General features: G+C 60.8%; 19 protein-coding genes and 1 pseudogene. 12 read left to right on the forward strand and 8 right to left on the reverse strand.

All coding sequences use genetic code 11. The annotated features are described in order from the left end of the window. The first annotated feature begins 37 nt into the window (after nucleotides 1-37). Nucleotides 38-1,429 carry a DNA polymerase IV gene (locus CHU71_RS04770; protein WP_049192520.1) on the forward strand — a complete coding sequence of 464 codons (1,392 nt, stop codon included), beginning with the start codon at nucleotides 38-40 and terminating at the stop codon, nucleotides 1,427-1,429. On the opposite strand, the gene CHU71_RS04775 is transcribed toward CHU71_RS04770, so the two are convergent. Next, nucleotides 1,426-2,343, reverse strand: coding sequence for an asparaginase (locus CHU71_RS04775; RefSeq protein WP_147760348.1), 918 nt, complete (start codon nucleotides 2,341-2,343; stop codon nucleotides 1,426-1,428). The genes CHU71_RS04770 and CHU71_RS04775 overlap by 4 nt on opposite strands. Nucleotides 2,344-2,482: 139 nt before the next feature. On the opposite strand from CHU71_RS04775, the gene CHU71_RS04780 reads away from it, so the two are divergent. Then, nucleotides 2,483-3,124 (forward strand): hypothetical protein, encoded by a 642-nt coding sequence (locus CHU71_RS04780; RefSeq protein WP_147760349.1) that lies wholly within the window; start codon nucleotides 2,483-2,485, stop codon nucleotides 3,122-3,124. A 121-nt stretch (nucleotides 3,125-3,245) separates the two neighbouring features. On the opposite strand, the gene CHU71_RS04785 is transcribed toward CHU71_RS04780, so the two are convergent. Further along, nucleotides 3,246-4,205: a hypothetical protein gene (locus CHU71_RS04785; protein ID WP_147760350.1), complete on the reverse strand. Its 960-nt coding sequence runs from the start codon at nucleotides 4,203-4,205 to the stop codon at nucleotides 3,246-3,248. A 33-nt stretch (nucleotides 4,206-4,238) separates the two neighbouring features. Between CHU71_RS04785 and lspA the strand changes: the two genes are divergently transcribed. The 4 genes from lspA to CHU71_RS04805 are packed head-to-tail and all read left to right on the forward strand — an operon-like array spanning nucleotide 4,239 to nucleotide 6,499. Beyond that, nucleotides 4,239-4,754 (forward strand): signal peptidase II, encoded by a 516-nt coding sequence (lspA, locus tag CHU71_RS04790; RefSeq protein ID WP_147760351.1) that lies wholly within the window; start codon nucleotides 4,239-4,241, stop codon nucleotides 4,752-4,754. Continuing rightward, on the forward strand, nucleotides 4,738-5,661 hold the full coding sequence (locus CHU71_RS04795; protein ID WP_147760352.1) for an RluA family pseudouridine synthase: 924 nt from the start codon (nucleotides 4,738-4,740) through the stop codon (nucleotides 5,659-5,661). The genes lspA and CHU71_RS04795 overlap by 17 nt, the downstream gene beginning before the upstream one ends. Next, complete coding sequence (locus CHU71_RS04800) at nucleotides 5,658-6,233, forward strand: hypothetical protein (RefSeq protein WP_049063113.1); 576 nt, start codon at nucleotides 5,658-5,660, stop codon at nucleotides 6,231-6,233. Before CHU71_RS04795 ends, CHU71_RS04800 begins: the two co-directional genes overlap by 4 nt. Nucleotides 6,234-6,235: 2 nt before the next feature. Continuing rightward, nucleotides 6,236-6,499, forward strand: a complete 264-nt coding sequence (locus tag CHU71_RS04805; protein WP_147760353.1) for a permease — start codon at nucleotides 6,236-6,238, stop codon at nucleotides 6,497-6,499. On the opposite strand, the gene rarD is transcribed toward CHU71_RS04805, so the two are convergent. Further along, nucleotides 6,496-7,383, reverse strand: coding sequence for an EamA family transporter RarD (gene rarD / locus CHU71_RS04810; protein ID WP_147760354.1), 888 nt, complete (start codon nucleotides 7,381-7,383; stop codon nucleotides 6,496-6,498). The two genes, CHU71_RS04805 and rarD, sit on opposite strands and share 4 nt — an antisense overlap. A 106-nt stretch (nucleotides 7,384-7,489) precedes the next feature. On the opposite strand from rarD, the gene dnaE reads away from it, so the two are divergent. Together dnaE and CHU71_RS04820 are read left to right on the forward strand one after the other, a co-directional pair. After that, entirely contained in the window at nucleotides 7,490-11,062 is a 3,573-nt protein-coding gene (dnaE, locus tag CHU71_RS04815; RefSeq protein ID WP_147760355.1) for a DNA polymerase III subunit alpha, read from the forward strand. Nucleotides 11,063-11,287: 225 nt separating this feature from the next. After that, nucleotides 11,288-12,489: pseudogene (locus CHU71_RS04820) on the forward strand (cobalamin-independent methionine synthase II family protein). 92 nt (nucleotides 12,490-12,581) lie between these two features. Here the strand turns inward: CHU71_RS04820 and CHU71_RS04825 are convergent. Together CHU71_RS04825 and CHU71_RS04830 are read right to left on the reverse strand one after the other, a co-directional pair. Further along, entirely contained in the window at nucleotides 12,582-13,082 is a 501-nt protein-coding gene (locus CHU71_RS04825; RefSeq protein ID WP_147760356.1) for a hypothetical protein, read from the reverse strand. A 97-nt stretch (nucleotides 13,083-13,179) separates the two neighbouring features. Then, nucleotides 13,180-15,081: a choice-of-anchor I family protein gene (locus CHU71_RS04830; RefSeq protein ID WP_370450491.1), complete on the reverse strand. Its 1,902-nt coding sequence runs from the start codon at nucleotides 15,079-15,081 to the stop codon at nucleotides 13,180-13,182. 227 nt (nucleotides 15,082-15,308) lie between these two features. Here CHU71_RS04830 and ilvA point away from each other — a divergent pair, with 227 nt between their 5' ends. Genes ilvA through CHU71_RS04850 form a run of 4 tightly spaced genes read left to right on the forward strand, consistent with a single transcriptional unit; the run spans nucleotide 15,309 to nucleotide 17,913 of the window. Beyond that, complete coding sequence (gene ilvA / locus CHU71_RS04835; RefSeq protein WP_005528764.1) at nucleotides 15,309-16,592, forward strand: threonine ammonia-lyase IlvA; 1,284 nt, start codon at nucleotides 15,309-15,311, stop codon at nucleotides 16,590-16,592. A 15-nt stretch (nucleotides 16,593-16,607) separates the two neighbouring features. Continuing rightward, a complete protein-coding gene (locus CHU71_RS04840; protein ID WP_046645239.1) occupies nucleotides 16,608-17,249 on the forward strand; it encodes a YigZ family protein in 642 nt (213 codons plus the stop codon). 21 nt (nucleotides 17,250-17,270) lie between these two features. Further along, nucleotides 17,271-17,507, forward strand: coding sequence for a hypothetical protein (locus CHU71_RS04845; protein ID WP_147760357.1), 237 nt, complete (start codon nucleotides 17,271-17,273; stop codon nucleotides 17,505-17,507). 19 nt (nucleotides 17,508-17,526) lie between these two features. After that, complete coding sequence (locus CHU71_RS04850) at nucleotides 17,527-17,913, forward strand: RNA-binding S4 domain-containing protein (RefSeq protein WP_046645240.1); 387 nt, start codon at nucleotides 17,527-17,529, stop codon at nucleotides 17,911-17,913. Here the strand turns inward: CHU71_RS04850 and CHU71_RS04855 are convergent. The 3 genes from CHU71_RS04855 to CHU71_RS04865 form a co-directional block, all read right to left on the reverse strand. Next, nucleotides 17,910-18,917, reverse strand: a complete 1,008-nt coding sequence (locus CHU71_RS04855) for a GTP pyrophosphokinase family protein (protein WP_147760358.1) — start codon at nucleotides 18,915-18,917, stop codon at nucleotides 17,910-17,912. The two genes, CHU71_RS04850 and CHU71_RS04855, sit on opposite strands and share 4 nt — an antisense overlap. Nucleotides 18,918-18,986: 69 nt before the next feature. After that, entirely contained in the window at nucleotides 18,987-19,700 is a 714-nt protein-coding gene (locus tag CHU71_RS04860; protein WP_255456394.1) for a hypothetical protein, read from the reverse strand. 115 nt (nucleotides 19,701-19,815) lie between these two features. Then, nucleotides 19,816-21,171: an exonuclease domain-containing protein gene (locus CHU71_RS04865; RefSeq protein WP_147760359.1), complete on the reverse strand. Its 1,356-nt coding sequence runs from the start codon at nucleotides 21,169-21,171 to the stop codon at nucleotides 19,816-19,818. Nucleotides 21,172-21,200: the final 29 nt, after the last annotated feature.

Genomic DNA, 21,200 nt, shown 5'->3' on the forward strand with positions numbered 1-21,200 from the left:
GCCCTAAGATTAGGACGCATGTTCTAAACTGGTGTGCATGCAACGCTGGGTCTTACACATCGACATGGATGCCTTTTTCGCATCCGTCGAACAGCTGACCCGGCCGACCCTGCGTGGGCGCCCCGTCCTCGTGGCCGGCGTTGGCGGACGCGGCGTCGTCGCCGGCGCGTCCTATGAGGCCCGCGCTTTCGGGGCGCACTCGGCCATGCCGACATTCCGCGCGCAGCAGTTGGTTGGCCTGCGCGGCGTGGTGGTGCAGCCGCGGCACGTGGTGTATTCGGCGGCGTCGAAAAAAGTATTCAAGATTCTCGCCGAGCACGTAGGCCTCATCGAGCAGCTCTCCATCGACGAGGCTTTCATGGAGCCCGAGGCACTCGTTGGTGCCACGGCCGAAGAGGTCAAGGAGTGGGCGGATAATCTGCGCGAGTTGATTCGTGAGGAGACCGGCCTGCCTAGCTCCATCGGGGCGGGCGCGGGCAAGCAGTTTGCCAAAATTGGCTCTGGCGAGGCGAAGCCTGACGGCACCTTTGTTATCCCGGTGGAGAAGCAATTGGAGATCCTCCATCCACTTCCCGTGGGCAAGCTGTGGGGAGTAGGGCCGGTGACGCGGACAAAGCTTTCGGCAATTGGGGTGGAGACCATCGGGCAGTTGGCGGCGATGTCCCAGAAGGAAGTGGAGATTTCCCTCGGCGCCACGGTTGGCATGGGCTTGTGGAAACTGGCGCAAGGCATTGATGACAGGGTCGTGGCCCCGCGTGCGGTGGCCAAGCAGATCTCCACGGAGCACACTTATTCCAAGGATCTGCTCACGGTGGGTGCGGTGGATGCGGCCATCACCAGGGCTGCCGAAGGCGCACATCGACGCCTGCTTCGCGACGGCCGTGGTGCCCGCACCGTCTCGGTCAAGTTGCGCATGGCGGACTTTCACATCGAATCGCGTTCGGCGACCTTGCCTTATGCCACCGATGATCTGGAAACCCTCAAGGCCACGGCTTTTAAGCTGGCTCGGTATCCCGACGAACTCGGGCCCATCCGCTTGGTCGGAGTGAGCTACTCGGGGCTGGAGACTGCCCGCCAGGACGTACTGTTTCCCGAGCTAGACCGAGTAGTGGTGCGCCCGCCGAGCAAAGCCGATGACGATTACGAGGCTGGCGTGTCCGACAACTCGCTGGATACCTCCCGCGTGGAAATCAGTATCGAGGACGAGCCCGATACGTCTTGGCGGGCTACCCAGGACGTCTATCACCCGGACTATGGCCACGGCTGGATTCAAGGTGCAGGCCACGGTGTGGTGAGCGTGCGATTCGAAACGCGCGCCACAGGGCCAGGTCGCACCAAGTCCTTCGCAGCCGATGATCCCGATCTGGTGCCGGCCGACCCCCTAGAGTCGCTGGCCTGGCCGGAGTTGTTTGCGGAGTTAGAGGACTAGCGCGCGTACTGCTTAGGTGCGGCGGCGGTCTCAAAAACCTTCACCACGGGCGTGCCCGTGGCCAAGGCTGCGGCCAACAGGATGCGTGCCTGTCCCGGGCGAAACTCGCCAGCATTGACCGCGCCTTTGTCCGCCAAGGTGGCGCCGCCGCCGGTCCCGCCATAGGCCAGTGAGGACTTGCCATAAGGCACACGCGTGCTGACGACGACCGAGATGCCCGCATCGAGCGCGCGGGCCACGCCTTCGCCCATCCCTGCCCCTATGTTGCCTGAACCCAAGCCTTCGATGACGAGGCCGGCAAAGTGGGAGGAGGCGGCGTCGACAAGCACGGCTTCAGCGCCCGGATACGCGGCAAGGATGGCTACTGGGTGCTGCGCCAGCGCAGCCAGGGGGAGGGGGAAGATGCTGCCTTCGCCCACCGGCATTGACTCGAAACCGTTGAGATGGAAGGTGTGGTTCTTGCGGGCACCGCGCGCCGGGATGCTCATGCCGCCGAACTGGATGAAGACGCCGGGCTGGGCCTGTTTGATGAGCGCGACGGCGTCCTGGAGATTGCGCGGGCCATCGCCGTTTGGGTGATCGAATGAGCGCTGTGCGCCGGTCAACACCACCGGCTTCGTGCCGGGATCGAAGATGGACAGCGCCATGGCTGTCTCTTCCATGGAGTCGGTGCCATGGGTGATGAGGATTCCCTCGACCTCGGCACGGTGGAGCAACTCGTGGACCGTGGCAAGCAGCTCATCGAGGTCCTCCAACGTGATGGAACTGGAGTCGAGCTGGCGGAACTCGATGACCTCGATGTCGGCGTCAAGGGAATCCGCGAGTTGTTGGCCGCTTACGGTAGGGACCAGAGAGCCGTCTTCTTGGGTGGTGCACGCGATGGTGCCGCCGGTGGCGATGAGTGCGATAGTCATGGCTTACACACTAGCGTTGAGCCTAAAAGGCCGTCTCGCTGGGCGCGGGTCGCCCTGAAATGGATGGGGCGTGGGTAGTGTGGTGTAAAGAACTGCGACGTCGGGTGTGGCGTCGCGAAACCCAACGTGAGGAGAAAAAGTGAAGTTCACCAAGCTCAGCGTCGCGATTATGGCAGTGAGCGCTGCTACCGCATTGGCAGCCTGCTCTTCTTCCGATGAAGTTGAAAAAGCTGGCCCAGCAACTATTGAGAAGAGGCCGAGCTCCGAAGAAACCTCGATTGCCTCCGCAGAAATCCCAGACGCAGCGGCACTGAATGCCATCCTGGCTAAGGCAACTGACCCCAACGTGCCGGTGGAGGAGAAGACCAAGACCGTACAGGGCTCGGAGCAGGCTCCGGAGCTTTTCGACGTCATGGCTGCATCGCAGGCCGAGTCCGGCGCTGTCTTTGAGGTCGTGGCCCCAGTTCTGCCTGGTTACACCCCGGAGTCGGCGCTAGCCACCGTGAACTTCTCCACCCCTGACGGCCAGGGACAGACTGCGGACCAGGTTGAGTTCGTCTTTGAGGACGGCGATTGGAAGCTGTCGAAGAACTGGGCTTGTATCTTGGTCTCCAACATCGTCCCTCCGGAGCAGGTTCCGCCGATGTGCGCTGATACTGCTGGCGGTGCGGGCGCTCCTGCTGAGGGCGCACCAGCTGAAGGTGCTCCTGCTGAGGGCGCTCCTGTTGAAGGCGCTCCTGCTGAGGGCGAGGTCCCACCAGCAGAGGCACCAGCGCAGTAAGAAATATCCGGGCTGTGGCCCGGATTTTTTATTGGGTCGGTGGCCCGGTGTGCATTCGAAGCATCGTTGAGGCCCCGCGGCGGCGCGGGAGCGAGCACAAAGATGGCCCGAATACGTGCGGCTACTCGGCTGGGTTGAACTGCAGATCCGTTGTGGTCGAGTGCACCACGCGCAGATCGGAGTCCTCGGTGCCGTAGATGATTTTGGTGGCGATGGAAACATCGCCGTCGGTAGGCAGCGGCTGCTTCAGATCCACGGTGAGCTCGCCCTTGGAATCCGTCGTGGAGCTCAAGACCTTAAGCTCCTTGTTCGCGAGGTCCGTTCCCTCCGCCTGGCCTTCGAAAGACAAGGCGCCAAGCGAAGGGCGCTGCTGCACCGAAACATCCAGCTTGACCACATCGCCGGCCAGCTCTTTCACCGTGTAGGTAGTGGTCTGCAGCAACGTCGACTCACCCGCAACGCGGGACTCCACGGTCCACTTCGCGCCCCTGCCAATCGCATCTTCAGGGAACACCACCGGCAGAGAAGTCAGCTTCATAATCGCCTGCTCAGTAATGCCGCGGGCCTCGTCGGTGCCACTCTGCGGTGCCGCCAAACGCAGCGAAGACATCTGGCCTGAGTCCACCGCACGCCAGCCAAACTGGAAGCCCTCACCGCTCGCTGCATCAGCATCACCGGAGTACTCCGGCACGCCGGTTGAGCCAAAGACATTGCGGGTAGCTGGCAGCTGGCCTTCGACGTTCTCCGTAGCCTTGTCCACGCTGACCTCTAGCGAGAGAGTGGTGGTCGCGGATTTGACCTTAGCCGGATTGAAATCCTGCGCCGCGGAGGACTTAAGCAGGTCTTGGCTAAAACCTTCCGAGACGGTGTACTTAATCTTTTGCTCTGCATCGAGGTCATTGAAAGTCAGCACGCGCTTTTCCCCGGTGCCGGTGGATTCAACGGTGATGCGCGGGGCGTCGACAGGCAGGCCCACGGGCTCGTCGACGCTGGGTGCCGGCTTTTCATAGGAGCACGCGGCGAGCGGAGCGGTGGTAAGGACGAGGGCGGAAACTGCGGCTAAAGCTTTAACACGGAACACAGTATTCCAAATTACCGGAAGGGGGTGTTTAGAATGATTCGGGTGAGTCAAAAAAGAAGGAGTTTCGTCGGCATGATGGCCGCGGTGGTTATCGCGGTGGCTGTCATCGACCAAGTGTTTAAGCAAATCATGTTGTCCATCCTCACTGAGGGGGAGCCGATGAATGTCATCGGCGGATGGTTCCGCTTCTACCTTCTATTCAACCCCGGCGCTGCCTTTTCCATGGGTGGCGAGGGCAACACCTGGCTGTTTACCACTATTCAGCTGGCGTTTGTTTTAGGCGTAGCCATCGCTGCGCCACGGATGCGGGATAAGTGGCAGGCCGTCGGACTGGCGATGATCGCAGGCGGCGCTCTCGGCAACCTCATCGATCGCCTCTTCCGCGAGCCCGGCTTTTGGTTTGGACACGTGGTGGATTACATTTCCGTGGGCCGCTTTGCGGTGTTCAACCTGGCGGATGCATCTATTACCTGCGGAGTCGTGATGTTCGTCATCGCGATGTTCCTCGAAGAACGCGAAAAGGGGGAAGCGGATGCGCGAGAGTCGTAGATTGCCGGTCCCCGAGGGCCTCGAAGGCATGCGTGCCGACGCCGCGTTGGCTAAGCTCATCGGCATCTCACGGGTCAAGGCCGCAGATTTGTGCGCGGCTGGCGACGTCGAGGTCGACGGCACCATCGTCGGCAAGTCGGATCGCTTGGAGGCAGGCGGCTGGATCGACGTCATGATGCCCGCCCCCGAAGAGCCGCTGGTTCCCAAGGAAGAGCTCGTTGAGGGCATGGACGTGCTCTACGCCGACGACGACGTCATCTGCGTGCATAAGCCCGTGGGTGTCGCCGCGCATCCGACGTTGGGCTGGGAGGGCCCCACGGTCATTGGCGGTTTGCGGGCGGCGGGTTATCAGCTTGCCGACGCCGGCCCTACCGAGCGCAAGGGAATCGTTCACCGTCTCGACGTGGGAACCTCCGGCGTGATGGTCGTAGCTGCCAGCGAGCGCGCTTACTCGCAGCTCAAGGCGGCGTTTAAAGAGCGCACCGTCACCAAGACCTACCATGCCGTGGTGCAAGGCCTGCCGGATCCCATCGTGGGAACCATCGACGCGCCCATCGGGCGGCATCCTTCCTCGGGCTGGAAGTTCGCGGTGGTCGATGGCGGAAAGCACGCCGTCACGCACTACAAATTACTTGAGGCCTTCCGCGAGGCGAGCCTGTTCGAGGTGCACCTGGAAACTGGCCGCACGCACCAGATTCGCGTCCACATGTCCGCCACGGGGCACCCCTGCGTGGGCGATCCGATGTATGGCTGCGACCCGAACCTGGCCAAGCGGGTGGGCCTCATCCGGCAGTGGCTGCACGCAGTGTCATTAGGGTTCATTCACCCCGGCACCGGCAAATACTTTGAAGTCACAGCACCTTACCCGGAGGACCTGCGGCATGCACTCGAGGTTTTGCGCGGATGAAGCACCCCCCGGAGATCTATCGGCGGCGTCGTATAGCGGCGGCCGTATTGACGCTGCTACTTGTCGTGTTCGTGCTGCTGTGTTTTGGCCTGTTCGGCACCAAGTCCACCGTGGCCCTGCAAGGCGACCAACTAGGGCCCGATAACGAGTCCCGTGCGGACTACGTCGAACGCGTCGCAGGCAGTGTGGCAACCGCTGACGAACCGACCTACGCCCTGGTGAGCTTCCGGGAATCCTTGAACGCGCAGCAAGTCAACGCGGTGGTGGAGCCCGCCACGCGAATGAACGCGATCATTATCGGCATGGCCGCGCCCATCGCGGTACCGGAGCCTGTCAATGGCGCCAGCCGGGCTGACGTCATCGACACGGAAATCACGCGTCTTCGCGATTCCTATCAGGGAGTCGGTCAGGTGGAAGTTCCCTCGAAGATTGATGCGGTTATCGTGTGGTCGGATGGCGATAGCTTGCGCACGATTGCGCAAAACAACATGGTGGAAGCAGTAGAAGCCGCGCCTAGCGACGCCGCCTGGGGTACCTTTGGCGTGCGCCCGTTGTCGTCCCTGAAGGAGTAAGCATGAAGATTTTTGCCGATACCAGCACTTGGATGCCCAACTATCGCTTCGGCTACATCTTGGTGTGGGCGGGCCTTGTCATTGGCCTCGTGGCACTTTTCCTCCAGATCGCCAGGGGCGGGGAGGCGCTGTCCATTGGGGTTGCCGGGTTCGTGGTGCTCTATAGCGCCGCGATGGTGGTGCTAATGCCAGGCTGGGCGTTGAATGCCGAGGAGGAACAGGAGCGGCGTCGGAAAGCGAAGGAAGCCCGCCGCGAGCTGCGTTAATCCTCGCTGATGGTGTGCAAGCGCTTGGCGCGGCGGGAGGCGCGGTGCATGCGGGCGAGGTCTGCTAGGTAGATAACGACCGCGACCCAAATGATGCCGAAGCCAATCCAACGCTGCGTGGACATGTGCTCGTGAGTGACGAATAGTGCCCACAGCATCTGCATGATGGGGGTCATGTATTGCAGCATGCCCACCGTGGCCAGAGGCAGCTGCTTGGTGCCCTTGGCGAAGCACAAAAGCGGGAGCGCGGTGACTAGGCCAGAAGCGACGAGCAACACGATGTGCATGGGGCCTTCGGTTGTAAACGTGGATTCGCCGCGGATGCTCAGCCACGTGAGGTAGCCGATGGCCACTGGCAGCATCACGATGGTTTCTGCGGCCACGGAACCGGTGGAGGAGACGCTGAGCTGCTTCTTCATCAGGCCGTAGATGCCGAAGCTGCCCGCGAGCGCCAAGGAAATGTACGGGGCTTGGCCGGTCATGAAGGTCAGCCAAAGTACGGCGATGAATGCCACGCCAACCGACGCCGCCTGTGCCTTGTTGAGCGATTCCTTCAGGAAGATGATGCCCAAAGCCACCGAGACCAGCGGGTTGATGAAGTAGCCGAGTGCCGCGTCGGCCACGTGCCCGGTGTTGATGGCGATAACGTACGTGCCCCAGTTGATGGTGATGGCCACGCCGCAGGCCAGCATCCAGGCCCACGTGCGCGCGCTGAAAGCTCGCAGCTCCCGCCAGCCGCCCGAGATGAGGAGGAAGCCGGTGACGAGGACAGCCGTCCATACGATGCGGTGGGCGAGGATCTCAAAAGGTCCGGCGGGCAGCAGAAGCGGGAAGAAGGCGGGGAAGAAGCCCCACATGAGATAGGCGGCAACGGTGTAAATCATCGAGAAACAATGTACTCCTTCGCCATATCGTGGGAAACAATTCCTATCAGCTGGGTGCGTGCGCAGGGCTGATGGCGGGGCTTGACGCGCCCGCTAGACTGTCCGCATGGCGAAAAACTCATCCTTTGTTCACCTTCATAATCACACCGAGTTTTCCATGCTGGACGGCATGGCCAAGGTGGACATGTTGGCAGATGAGGTGGTGCGCCAGGAGATGCCGGCGGTGGGCATGACGGACCACGGCAACATGTACGGTTCTAACGCGTTCTACAAGAAGATGACCAGCGCCGGCGTGAAGCCGATTATCGGCATCGAGGCCTACATGGCGCCGGAATCACGCTTTAACAAAAAGCGCGTGCTGTGGGGTACTCCTGATCAAAAGCGAGACGACGTTTCCGCATCGGGTGCTTACCTGCACCAAACCATGCTGGCGGAAAACGCGACGGGTCTCAAGAACCTCTTCAAGCTCTCCTCGCTGGCCTCCTACGAGGGCCAGCTGGGCAAGTGGCCACGTATGGATGCCGAGCTCATCGCAGAGCATGCAGAAGGCATCATCGCCACCACCGGTTGCCCCTCGGGCGACGTCCAGACTCGTCTGCGCCTAGGTCAGTTCGACGAGGCCCTCGAGGCCGCAGCGATGTGGCAGGACATCTACGGCAAAGACAACTTCTTCTTGGAGCTCATGGACCACGGGCTCGACATCGAAAAGCGCACGCGCGATGGGCTGCTAGAAATCGGTCGTAAGCTGGACCTGCCGCCGCTGGTGACCAATGACTGCCACTACGTGCTGGAAAGCCAGGCGCCCTCGCATGAGGCAATGTTGTGCGTGCAGACCGGCAAGACCTTCATGGACCCGGATCGCTTCAAGTTCGACGGCACCGGCTACTACATCAAGTCCGCTGCGCAGATGCGCGAAATCTGGGATGACATGATTCCAGACGGTTGCGATAACACCCTATGGATTGCCGAGCGCGTGCAGGACTACGGCGAGATTTGGGAGGAGCATACCCACGACCGCATGCCGATTGCGGATGTGCCGGAAGGCCACACGCCAACTTCTTGGCTGACCCACGAGGTGATGGAGGGCCTGCAGGATCGCTTCCCAGGCAAGGAAGTGCCGGAGGAGTACGTGAAGCGCGCTGAGTATGAAATCAGCGTCATCGACATGAAGGGCTATCCTTCCTACTTCCTCATCGTGGCCGAGCTCATCAAGCATGCGCGATCCGTGGGCATTCGCGTGGGGCCGGGGCGTGGTTCCGCGGCAGGCGCGCTGGTGGCTTACGCGCTTACCATCACCAATATCGATCCAATCGAGCACGACCTTCTCTTCGAGCGATTCCTTAACCCGGAACGTCCATCCGCACCGGATATTGATATCGACTTCGACGACCGCCGCCGTGGCGAGATGATTCAGTACGCCGCTGATCGCTGGGGCGAGGATAAGGTGGCGCAGGTGATTACCTTCGGCACTGTGAAGACCAAGCAGGCCATTAAGGACTCCGCGAAGGTGCACTTTGGCCAGCCGGGTTTCCAAATGGCTGACCGCATCAACGGCGCGCTGCCGCCCGCCATCATGGCGAAGGATATCCCGCTGGCGGGCATCATGGACCCGGATCACGAGCGCTACTCGGAGGCCACCGAGGTCCGGCAGATGATTGAGACGGACCCGGACGTCAAGAAGATTTATGAGACGGCGCGTGGTCTCGAGGGCGTCGTCAGGCAGGCAGGCGTGCACGCGTGTGCGGTGATTATGGCGTCCGTGCGCCTCATGGACCACATTCCGATGTGGCAGCGCCCAGCCGACGGCGCGTACATCACCGGCTGGGATTACCCGGCATGTGAGGCCATCGGCCTGCTGAAGATGGACTTCCTGGGTCTGCGAAACCTCACCGTCATCGGCGATTGCCTGGAAAACATTAAGAAGAACCGCGGCGAGGAAATCCACCTGGAGGAAATCCACGCCGACGACCCCAACGTGTCGAAGGTATACGAGCTGCTTTCCCGCGGCGAGACCCTGGGCGTGTTCCAGCTCGACTCCGGCGGTATGCAGGAGCTGCTCAAGCGCATGAAGCCGACGGGCTTTAAGGACATTGTTGCGTCGCTGGCACTGTATCGTCCGGGCCCGATGGGCGTGAATGCCCACTGGGATTACGCAGACCGCAAGAACGGGCGCAAGGAGATCACGCCTATTCACCCAGAGCTGGAGGAGCCACTGCGTGAGATCCTCGATGAGACCTACGGTCTTATCGTGTACCAGGAGCAGATCATGCGTATCTCCCAGAAGGTGGCCAATTACACCGCTGGTGAGGCGGATGGCTTCCGCAAGGCCATGGGTAAGAAGAAGCCGGAAGTCCTGGCCCAGCAGTACGACAAGTTCTGGGGCGGCATGCAGGAAAACGGCTACTCCAAGGACGCCATGGATGCGCTGTGGGGCACGATTGAGCCCTTCGCATCCTACGCGTTTAACAAGTCGCACGCCGCAGGCTACGGCCTGGTCTCCTTCTGGACGGCCTACCTCAAGGCCTACTACGCGCCGGAGTACATGGCAGCGCTGCTGACCTCGGTGGGTGACAAGAAGGATAAGTCGGCTATCTACCTGTCCGACTGCCGCCACCTGGGCATCCACGTTTTGTCGCCGGACGTCAACGAGTCGGTGGAGAACTTCCAGGCAGTTGGCGAGGACATCCGTTTCGGCATGGGTGCTATCCGCAACGTGGGCTCGGAAGTGGTGGAATCCATTGTTAAGACGCGCAAGGAAAAGGGCGCGTACACGTCGTTCTCGGACTACCTCGACAAGATTGAGCTCACCGCCTGCACCAAGCGCGTCACGGAGTCGCTCATCAAGGCCGGTGCCTTCGATTCCATGGAGCACCCACGCAAGGGCTTGATGCTCATCCATGAGGATGCAGTCGATGCCGTGCAGACGACGAAGAAGGCGGCGGACAAGGGGCAGTTCGATCTCTTCGCCGGCTTTGGCGGTGAGGAGCAGGCGGAGGTTGCTTCGGCGTTTGCCATCGATATCCCTGACGAGAATTGGGACCGCAAGCATGAGCTGGCTCTCGAGCGTGAGATGCTTGGCCTTTACGTTTCCGGTCACCCGCTGGATGGTTTCGAGGAGGCCCTTGAGGCGCAGACCGATACGCCGCTGCCGAAGATTCTCTCGGGCGAGGTTTACAACGGCCAAGAGCTGGTCATCGGTGGCATCATCTCGGGCGTGGACCGCCGCTTCTCCAAGCGCGATGGCTCCCCGTGGGCCATTGTGAACATGGAAGACCATAACGGCGCCCAGGTGGATATCTTGGTGTTCAACCAGGTTTATTCCCTGGTGGCGCCGCAGATTGCCGAGGACAACATCATCCTGGCCAAGGTGCAGGTGAAGATTCGCGATGAGCGCATGTCCCTGTTCTGTTCCGACATTCGTGTTCCGGATTTGGGCCCGGGCGGGGGAGCGGGTCTGCCGCTGCGGCTTACCATGCGCACGGACCAGTGCACGATGGAAAACATTGCGAAGCTCAAGCAAGTGCTGGTCAACAACAAGGGTGAGTCAGATGTTTATCTCACGCTTGTCGACGGCGCGGAGTCCACGATGATGGTCTTGGGCGAGCATTTGCGCGTGGAACGCTCTGGCAATCTCATGGGTGACTTGAAGGCGACAATGGGAGCCGGAATCCTCGGATAGGACCTTGTGGATAGACCGCTCTGACTATCGAAAGATCGTACCTATTGGGTAAAAATAGCCTAATGGGTACGATTTTCTTTTATTTTTAAACCTTGAGCTGCGGGTTTGAATTTTTGAATTTAATTCCCGGAATGTCATTTGAGGGCAGGCCGTGTCGGCTAATCTAGACCGCATAGTCTAGAAAATATCGACAAAGCAACATCGACACTGGAGGCCCAAACGCTCATGGTCAATAAGATTCGCACTACCCACGTTGGCTCCCTGCCACGCACCAAGGAACTGCTAGAAGCGAACCTGGAGCGCTCCGCAGGAACCATCTCCGATGAGAAGTTCCACGAGATTCTGGATCGCTCCGTCGACGACGTGGTCAAGCGTCAGGTCGACATGGGCATCGACATCCTCAACGAAGGCGAGTACGGCCACATCACCTCCGGCGCGGTGGACTACGGCGCATGGTGGAACTACTCCTTCACCCGTCTGGGTGGCCTGACCATGACCGATAAGGACCGCTGGGAGATCGGTGACAAGATTCGCTCTGAGCCGGGCAAGATTCGCTTGTCCTCCATGAAGGACCGCCGCGACCGCGCCCTCTTTGCCGACGCCTACAATGATCCAGATTCCGGCATCTTCACCGGCCGTAAGAAGGTTGCGAACCCAGAGTTCACCGGCCCGGTTACCTACATCGGCCAGGACCAGGTCGATGCGGACGTGAAGCTGCTCAAGAACGCAATGGACAAGGCTGGAGCGAAGGATGGCTTCGTTGCGGCCCTTTCCCCGGGATCTGCCGCGCGCCTGCCTAACAAGTACTACGAGGAGGACTCTGACCTCGTTCGAGCTTGTGGCGAGGCGCTGAAGTCGGAGTACAAGACCATCACCGATGCGGTCTGACCGTGCAGTTCGACGCCCCGGACTTGGCCGAGGCATGGGACAGTGTGGTCCCAGAGCCGACCGTGAAGGACTTCCAGGCCTTCTTGCATGAGCGCATTGAGATCCTTAACGAGTCCATCAAAGACATCTCGCGCGAGCAGACCCGCCTCCACATCTGCTGGGGCTCCTGGCACGGCCCGCATGTGACCGACATTCCTTTCGGTGACATCATCGAGGAGATTCTGCAGGCGAAGGTCGGCGGCTTCTCCTTCGAGGGGGCCTCGCCGCGTCACGCTCATGAGTGGCGCGTGTGGCAGGACCACAAGCTGCCAGAGGGCACCGTCATCTACCCAGGCGTGGTCTCGCACTCTACCAACGCAGTGGAGCACCCGCAGCTTGTGGCCGATCGCATCATCAAGTTCGCTGAGCTCGTAGGCCCGGAGAACGTCGTGGCCTCCACGGACTGCGGCCTGGGCGGGCGTCTGCACTACCAGATTGCGTGGGCGAAGTTGCAGTCGCTTGTCGACGGCGCCGAAATCGCTACCAAGGAGCTGTTCTAGTACGCGCCCTGGCTGTTGCCGGGAATGCAGAAGCAGCACGTACCCTTCTCCTTACGGGAGGGACACGTGCTGCTTTTGTGTTTTAAGGGGTATTAGACATTGACGCCTGCGTTGCGCAGCATCTCCTTGACCGGCTCGAGGAGGGCCGGGTTAGACTTAGCGACCATTGCGAGAGCCTGGACAACCGCAGCGACGCCGGTCAGGGCGACGGAGATCCAAGAGAAGACTTCCTTGGTCCCCTCAGATGGGCGAGCGGACTGTGCCCACTCCGGCATCTTCGACCATTTTTCCTCTTCCTTGGCCTTATCGGCAGCGTTTTGCTCTGCAGCAACGCAGTCCGGGGTCTTCGGCATGCCGGAGGAACCGTAGCCGTTGAAGATTCCCTTGAGCAGCTCCTGTGGGCCCATGAAGGAAGAACCTGCGGTGCCGTTCTCAAAAGCATCCTTGTGGGCCTGCTTAGCTTTATCAACCTGAGCTTGGCATTCAGCGGACAGTTCCGGTGCGGGAGCGGCTGGAGCGGCGTTAGCGGCGACAGGGGTGATGAGAGCAAGACCGGTGGCGCAAGCGGCGACCAAAGTCGTGGAAAGTCGCATAAGAGTTAGTTCTCCTTGAGAGTTGGCATCAAAGCCGATGGGATTTAAATCTCCTATACCATAGCAAGGTCTTTATAACTTGGAGAAATCTAATTGTCTAAAAGTATTTTTCCAGTTCGGAACGCAGATTTTCAGGCAAGACTCGCAGAATGAGGTCGCGCACACCGGGTGCAAAAAGCATGCCAACAATCGCCGCAATGAGAGCGAAGATACCTACCACGGTCCCAGCAGAAGAGCCCTGCGCTGAGCCACTGGAGAAACCGCCATCGGAGTCATCCTTGTCATCTGCGGGAGGTTCGGGGAGCAAATTCTTGATGTCATACGTGGTGGTTGTTCCCGAAACCTCGTTGCCCACGATCAGCATGTAGTTGCCGGTCGGGGAGTCCTTCTTGTCTACGAAGGCAAAGCCCTCTGGTCCGAGGTCACCGGCCTGGGGGAATTCGTCGGTGCTGAAGTCACGGTTGTTGACGTAGGTGGTGAACTTAGCATTTGTGGGCTCGGTGACGTCGTAGACAAAGATGCCGCCAAGGCGCTCAGCGCCAACGAACGCGTAGGTCTTGTCGCCCACCTTGCCGATGGCTAGTGCTTTTGGTTCAGGGCCCTTGTTATCGGAACGGTCGTCGAACTCCGCGGACTCGTTGTCGGCGTTGTGGTTGAGAACGGCCTCAGCATGCAGCTTGGCGCTGATTTCCTCGAACTGGGAGCTAGAGTCGAAGACGACATTGCCAGCTTCATCGTAGATGCTAAACGAGCGCGTTCCATAGGAGTAGACCTCGTCGAAGCAACCCTTTTCCTCATTCCAGCCAGAAGCGTTAGTGACCTTCAAGTTGCCAGCGACCTTCTTGTTGGCAACTTCGTCAAGGACGACGTCGCCAAGCGCGCCCTCGCACACCTTGCCTTCTTTGATGAGGTCCTTGAGTTCGGTCTCTTCGGTGTAGACATCGGTGCCGCCCTCGTCCTCGGCAACGCCCCATTCACGCGCGTCGCCCTCGTTCGCGGTGGCGAAGTAGGTCTTAGCGCCGGCCTTGAATGCGCCGATGGAATCCGGCATGGACAGGCCCTTGACGCCTAGGGTGCGCAGCTGCGCCGCGCCATCCTTGTTGGAAGTATCGAGTGGAACCTGCGAGTGATCAGTGATGTGCGCAGGAAGAATCTTGGTGACCGTCGCCGAGGCGATGTCGAGGACCGCGATGGCGTTGGCCTCCTGAATCGTCACATAAGCCACCCCGTCCGCAGAGGTGATGTACTCCGGCTCGAAGTCGATGGAAGGCTTAGCGTCGTGCGCCTCCGGGCCGAATACACGTACGCCTTCTGGCAAAGTGGTGCCGTCGAAAGCACGGAAGTCTGCGATACGGGCGTCTGCCTCGGTGGGCGCGCTGACGGTCTTGGGCAGGGCAATTACGGAGACCGAGCCCTCTGGGTCCACGGCGTAGTCATCGCCAGTGGCGTTGAGCTCGTTGGAGGGCTCGCCCTCGTTCGCCAGCAGCGCGTAGGAACCATCTGCAGTGATGTGCACGTTGTCAGGCAAGGAGCCAACGCCGACGCGGCCCAACTCCTTGCCGGTGCTGACATCGAAGAAGAGGGCTTCGCCCTGCTGCGTCTTGTCGGCTTGCTGTACGGCAGCAACTGCCAAGCCATCGCGGCGTACGGCGACGGAATTGATCTCTTTGTCTCCGCCTGCGGAGACAGTGGAAACCTTCTGCGGATTCGCGGCGTCGGAGGCGTCAAGGATGTCCACCTCGCCGGAGACCGCGTTTACGGTGAGTATGCGCTTGGAAGCGGGGTGGAAAGCCACGATTTCTGCGGCGGACTCCGCGTAGATTCCAGACTCATAGGTGCCCAGCGGCGTCAGTTTGAGGCCGGCATTTTTGGCAGAGTGCTCGACTGGCTTGGCCACGATTGCAGCGTTAGCTGGAACTACCAGGGAGAACCCAGTAGCTGCAGCTGCGCACAGCGCAAGGACGCGGCGGCGAAGGGGGAAACGGTCAGCGTGAATCACGGTTGTGCGCTCCTTTGAAGAAAAAGTTGGAGAGAAGGCATGAGAAAAGTAGGCCGCGCAATGGTTTATAGCGGGCTCAAAGCGCCTCGAGATACCTTTGCTACTCAAGATGAGCGGGGCAGAAAATTAACGCAACGGCGAGGGAAGTTTTAAGTTAAATTCCGGTTAATCGGTCGATTGCTAGGTAATGTGCTCCGCGCCAGCGCTGCGCGCTAAACTTGGCACCTATGACTGATACCTCCGTTGCTTTTGAGCCCATCCATGCCTCTGATATTCAAATGGCGCAGGCGCGAATTAGCTCGGAAATTGCGCCCACCCCGCTGCAGTACTGCCCGCGTCTTTCCCTCGAGACCGGCTACGAGGTCTATCTCAAGCGCGAGGACCTGCAAGACGTGCGCTCCTACAAGATCCGCGGTGCGCTCTTTGGTATCTCCAACTTGTCGGAGGAACAGCGCTCCCACGGCATAGTGACCGCCTCTGCCGGCAACCACGCGCAGGGCGTGGCCTTTGCCTGCCGCTCCATGGGAATCCAGGGCAAGATTTTCGTCCCAGAGCCAACGCCGAAGCAGAAGCGCGACCGCATCATGGTCCACGGTGGGGACATGGTGGAGCTGGTGGTCACCGGCGCCAACTTTGACGAGGCGGCAGCTGCCGCGCATGCCGACGCCGCCGCCCGCGGCGCCATCTTCATCGAGCCCTTTGACGCCCGCGACACCATCACCGGCCAAGGCACCGTGGCCGCAGAGGTCCTCTCGCAGCTGTCCGCCCAAGGCAAGTCCCTCGATACCATCGTCGTTCCTGTTGGTGGCGGCGGGCTCATCTCCGGCATCACCTCTTACCTCGCGGACATGGCACCGCGGACGGCGATCGTGGGGATTGAGCCGGCGGGCGCGGCGTCGCTAAGCGCGGCGTTTGATGCAGGTGAACCCGTGACCTTGACAACCGTCGATCCCTTCGTCGATGGTGCCGCAGTCAAGCGCATCGGAGCGCTGCCTTTCCAAATACTGGAGGCAAACCAGGGGCGCCTGCACTGGGATATCGCTTCCGAGGGCCTGGTGTGCACGGAACAGCTGGGGCTCTACCAGAACGAAGGAATCATCGCCGAGCCTGCGGGCGCCTTGTCCGTGGCGGGTTTGCGCGAGCTGAAGCTGGCTCCGGGCAGTGTGGTCGTGTGCGTTATCTCGGGCGGCAACAACGACGTCCTGCGCTACGCGGAAATCATGGAGCGCTCCCTGGTCCACCGTGGTCTGAAGCACTACTTCCTGGTCAACTTCCCGCAGGAACCGGGCCAGCTGCGTCACTTCCTGCAGGACATCCTGGGGCCAGATGATGACATCACGCTCTTCGAATACTTAAAGCGCAACAACCGCGAGACGGGCGCGGCGCTGGTGGGCTTGGAGCTCGGACGCGCCTCGGACATCGAGGGCTTGCTGCAGCGCATGGCCGATTCCAAGATTAACGTGCAGCAGCTCAAGCCGGGCACCCCGGAGTATGACTTCCTCGTGGCTTAGGTACGCTAATTAGCTGTGCTGACTAGCTATGAGCGCCCCGCGCTGGGGCAGGTGGAAAACGAGATTGAGATTAAGCGTTCGCGCTTCATCACGCTCGTGGACCGCGTGACGAATGAGGAGGAAGCACGCGCGTTTATCGACGCCGCGCGGGAGCGCTTTCCGGACGCCCGTCACCATTGCTCGGCGTATATCTACCACGTGGATGGGGCGAACCCCGTGGAGCGCTCCTCCGATGATGGCGAGCCCTCCGGAACCGCCGGAAAGCCCATGCTCGATGTGCTCAAAGGCTCCGGGATGCTGGACCTGTGCGCGGTCGTGGTGCGCTACTTCGGCGGCGTCAAGCTGGGCGCGGGCGGCTTGGTCCATGCTTATGGCGGCTCCGTGAGCGAGGCGATCGAGCTTGTCTCACGGAGTACGCGTGCTCTGCGCGAGCTCTACACGGTGGAGTTTTCTCATGCCGATGCCGGGCGCTTGGAGGCGGAGCTGCGCAACCGCGGATACGACATCACTGATACCGCCTATGGGGCAGCGGTGGTCTACACGCTCGCCATTGAGCCGGGCGGCAAAGAAGACCTGGATGCCACGATTGCGGCGCTGACACAAGGCGTGGGTCAGGCAAAGGAAGCCGGTACCGCGTGGGTGGAGCTGGCTAGCTGACGCTGCGCTAGAATAGCCGCTATGACTATGCAGCGACGCCCTAACAATCCGATCGAGCTTAAGAAGCAACAGGTACGCAAGTACTCCCGCAATGCGGTGGTTTCCGTGGTGGGCGGTGTTGCTGGTGGCGTGCTGCTCGGCTTGGCACTGACGGGCTTTTGGACCTGGATGACCTTGGGCCTCATCGTCGCTGTGGTCGGCGGTGTCTACAACTGGACCAAGGTCCAAAAGATCGTCAACGAGAACAACAACCGTTAAGCGCGGTTTTCCTTTAGCCATGCCCCTCCAACCTGACTCCAAACCTGTCCGCATTGATGCGTGGGTGTGGTCTGTCCGCATGGCCAAAACTCGTTCGGAGGCCGCAGACGCAGTCAAGGCCGGGCACGTCAAACTCAACGGGAACGCCACCAAGCCCTCGCAGCAGGTGGTTCCGGGGGATCGCGTGCGAATCTGGCGCAACCACCACGAGCACGACCTCGAGGTTCTTGCAACCGTGTCGAAGCGCGTGGGTGCTCCCATCGCGCGCACCTGCTACATCGACCACGCGCCGCCGCCACCGCCTAAAGAGTTCATGCCTTCGGTTCCGGTGCGCGAGCGCGGCTCCGGACGACCCACCAAGAAGGAACGCCGCGAGATGGATAAGTTCCGCGGCGGCTTCCGCTAGTCCTGCTTTGCCGTATGCGCGCGGTAGTTTTGTAGCGCCTTGAAGCGGCCAGCTAGGCGGCGCTTGCGATCGTTGCGGTCGCCGACGTCGGCAGTGGCGTCGATGTGTTGCCTGCCGAACTTGTTGAGCAGTAGATCGTCGATAAGGCGCACTTGGCCCGGGCGGAACCTGTAGCGAATGGCGTCGTGGACGAACGCAATGTCGCCTGCGTTGAGCAGCGCCTTGAGCTGGCTCATCGTGGTAATGCCGTTGAGCTCGAGAATCTCCAACAGGAAGCGGTAATGCTCGGAGCGTGAACGCGGAAAGCGGCCGCCTACCAACACTGCCAGAACGCCGGGGAGGGTCTCGGGGCTAAGCTCTACGTCCTCACTGGTATCCGTGGAAGGATCCTTGAGAGCAGCGATCTCGTCGAACTGCTGGTCTGCGAGCTCGATGAGACCCGCCGCCAGAGTAAACAAACGGTCCACCTGCGCTGAAGGCACGGACGTGCCCTGCTTGTAACGGATATCGTGCTCAAACTCAGCCCATGCGTGCTGCAGTACGGTGCGGATCTGGACTTCGAAAGTCCAGCCCTCGTAGGCCACGAGCTCCTCGATAGCGTTAGTCACGCGCAGCACCAAGTGGTGGGAACCGTAGCCAAAGCCGCCGGAGATACGGGTCTCTGCCGCTTTGTCCACTGAGCGGACCACGGTGAAAGAATCACCGAGCACCTCCAGCGCCTGCGGAATCGCGGTGGAGTGAAAGACCGTCACACGCACGCCGAGGATATCGTGAATATCGTCCCAGGGATTGGGATAGTAGGCCCCGCCGTTGGCGTGGCGCTTCTTGGCTTTGGCTTTCAGCGAAGGCCAGCGCTTCACGCGGGTAGAGACGCGGTCGAAGATGACGCCGGCGTCGTTAAGCAGGTCCTCGATGGCGTCGTTGAACTCATCCGCGGCCTGGGGATGCTGCCGGACCCAATCGTGGTACTGGTTGCTCAACTTAGAGATGGTGGATTCGCTCACCCTCGCCGGCCTCCTGACGCCTCTTGATACGGGCCCGCGGCCAGACGGTGGCGCGGGCATAATGTTCCTCTACACTTCGAGAGGAAATCCGTTAGCCCATACTAGTGGCTGCGGCGACAATACCGCGCCGCGCAACCGCCTTTGCTCAGACAGCTTCTGAGACCAGTAACGCGCTCGCTCGATTGGTGCATCCTTGAGCGCGATGACGGTGCGGCGATCCGGGATGAGGTAGGTTATCTTCTGCGCGCGGATGAGACGCTGCAGATGCTGGTCCAGGATGGCGAAGGTCTGTGGGTGCGCCAACCACGAGCTCGTTGGTGCGCCCAGGGCCTCGACCTGGACTCCTCCGGTGCAACCAGGCAGCAGCTCGGTGGCGCGGCGGGTGCGAAACTCGAGGCCTTGGTCCGTTAGCGCCCGGCGTTGTAGGTTCGCCGCTGCAAGGTCCCATGCCTGCCGTGTGGACAGACTGAGCTCACCAAGGGTGCGATGCGATACCCAGGCCAATGGGCCGCTTGACGATGCCGCGCCCGTAGGGTCCGTCGAATACTCATCGCAGTGCAGGAATAACATCGATAGCTCCCGCGAAAGCTGCACCCCTGCGGGCGTATCGCCGAATCCTTGGTCCGTGAGAGTAACGCCGTTGAAGTCGCTGCGCCGTGCAAGAGCAGGCAACAGCCCGGCAAGAGTGATCGCCTCAAAATCGGGACCAGAATCCAAGTTCGGGAACTTGGGGTGAAAGTGGCGGTGTTGGTGGGAGAGTGGTGCGGTGATTGTAGTGGTCATGGCGAGGACATTCCTTGAGAGCAAATCTTGGTGAGAGTCTGCCTTTGTTGGACTGGTCTCGCCCGCAAATGGTTCCCTAAACCTGCGGAATTATTTAAATCCCCGCGCAAGAAGTCTAGAAGGGCGGCTGGGCGTCGAGCTGCAGCTCTTCAAGAAGCTTGGAAGCAGGCCACAGCTGGATTTCCTGGCCTTTCTCGATGAGCTCCTCCGCACGCTTTTCTTTGGAGGTCTTCGTGGCCCATTCGCCCAACACCAAGATGGTGGTCTTCTTCGTGACGTTCTTGCCCACCTGACCGCCACGTTCGGCGATGCCGCGCCATAGCAAGCCCTTGTCGAAGGGCTCAAACTCACCAGTCAAGGTAACGTTCTGGCCAAACAGCGCGCCTTCGGGATCGGCATCAAGATTCGGATCTGGGATGGTATCCGGAGTAGCCACGGACTGCCACGGGGCGGGACCGCGGTTGGTCTTCTTTGCAGAAGAGCTCTTTTTGCTGGACGTGCCTGCGCGCCGGGTGTTGTCGCGGAAGTCTGTTCCGGCTCCGAGGTCAGCCGCAGAAGTTGGCGCGGTGTGTGCACGCAGCACCGGGATAATCGCCGCGGAATCGAGCTTGCCCAGCGTGAATTCGCGGTGTCGGAACAGCTCGTGGATGGAGCCGGTGTGCCCGAAACGGCGAGCCAAGTCCACGACGATGACGCCAGCAGCGCGCGCATCCGCGGTGGCCTCGTGGTGCTGGAAATCCTCCGCGCCGCAGAATGATGCCACCGTGGGCAGCTTGTGGTTAGCCACGTCGATCACGCCGGCCTTCGAGGCGTCACGAGCCAAAGCCAACGAACAAGCCAGAGTGATTTCCGGAATGGAGGCGCTGGCCTTGAGCAGGCCGCTGCGCAGTGCAGTCGAATCAAACTGCGCGTTGTGGGCCACGAGAACATCCTCGCCCAGGAACTCAAAAAGCTCCGCCGCGGCCGCAGCAAAAGGTTGGGCATCCGCGACATCCTCGGGCGTGATGCCATGAATGGAGATATTGATGTCGGCGAATTCCTCAAGGCCCGGCGGGGGAGTGCACAGCCAGGTGCGTGACTCCACTTCCTGGCCATCGCGGAAACGCACCGCACCGATCTGGCACACCGAGCCCCAGTTGTCGTTGGCCGTTTCCACGTCAACTGCCGTGAAGTTCAGCCCGGTGACTCCAGCACCGCCCGCGGGCGCCTCGCCCTTGAGCGCCGCCTCCACCGCCCGTGCAAAAGCGGCGGCATCCTGATTCGGTGCGAAGAGCACGCGCTTGTCGACGCCGTCTAACTCCACGTACCCAAAGCTCGTCGCCGATGGCTCGGCGACGGTCACACCGGTGACTTGGTCAAGCTCGATGCGCTCTTGCTTGGCATGCCCCAAGGAAGCCGCGAGCAGTGAAGCAGAAAACACGAGCTCCTTAGTGGTGACATCGACATGGGTGCCGTGGGCGTGAAAAGACACGAACTACCTTTCCGAGGAAGCGGACAAAT

Source organism: Corynebacterium sp. LK14 (assembly GCF_008042215.1).
Lineage (GTDB): Bacteria > Actinomycetota > Actinomycetes > Mycobacteriales > Mycobacteriaceae > Corynebacterium > Corynebacterium striatum.

Bases quoted from the DNA above. Each gene is read 5' to 3' on its own strand.
- dnaE (WP_147760355.1), top strand. From the start codon at position 7,490: ATGGCGAAAAACTCATCCTTTGTTCACCTTCATAATCACACCGAGTTT.
- CHU71_RS04845 (WP_147760357.1), top strand. From the start codon at position 17,271: ATGACTATGCAGCGACGCCCTAACAATCCGATCGAGCTTAAGAAGCAA.
- CHU71_RS04800 (WP_049063113.1), top strand. From the start codon at position 5,658: ATGAAGCACCCCCCGGAGATCTATCGGCGGCGTCGTATAGCGGCGGCC.
- CHU71_RS04775 (WP_147760348.1), bottom strand. From the start codon at position 2,343: ATGACTATCGCACTCATCGCCACCGGCGGCACCATCGCGTGCACCACC.
- CHU71_RS04860 (WP_255456394.1), bottom strand. From the start codon at position 19,700: ATGACCACTACAATCACCGCACCACTCTCCCACCAACACCGCCACTTT.
- CHU71_RS04825 (WP_147760356.1), bottom strand. From the start codon at position 13,082: ATGCGACTTTCCACGACTTTGGTCGCCGCTTGCGCCACCGGTCTTGCT.
- ilvA (WP_005528764.1), top strand. From the start codon at position 15,309: ATGACTGATACCTCCGTTGCTTTTGAGCCCATCCATGCCTCTGATATT.
- rarD (WP_147760354.1), bottom strand. From the start codon at position 7,383: ATGATTTACACCGTTGCCGCCTATCTCATGTGGGGCTTCTTCCCCGCC.
- CHU71_RS04770 (WP_049192520.1), top strand. From the start codon at position 38: ATGCAACGCTGGGTCTTACACATCGACATGGATGCCTTTTTCGCATCC.
- CHU71_RS04795 (WP_147760352.1), top strand. From the start codon at position 4,738: ATGCGCGAGAGTCGTAGATTGCCGGTCCCCGAGGGCCTCGAAGGCATG.
- CHU71_RS04805 (WP_147760353.1), top strand. From the start codon at position 6,236: ATGAAGATTTTTGCCGATACCAGCACTTGGATGCCCAACTATCGCTTC.
- lspA (WP_147760351.1), top strand. From the start codon at position 4,239: ATGATTCGGGTGAGTCAAAAAAGAAGGAGTTTCGTCGGCATGATGGCC.
- CHU71_RS04850 (WP_046645240.1), top strand. From the start codon at position 17,527: ATGCCCCTCCAACCTGACTCCAAACCTGTCCGCATTGATGCGTGGGTG.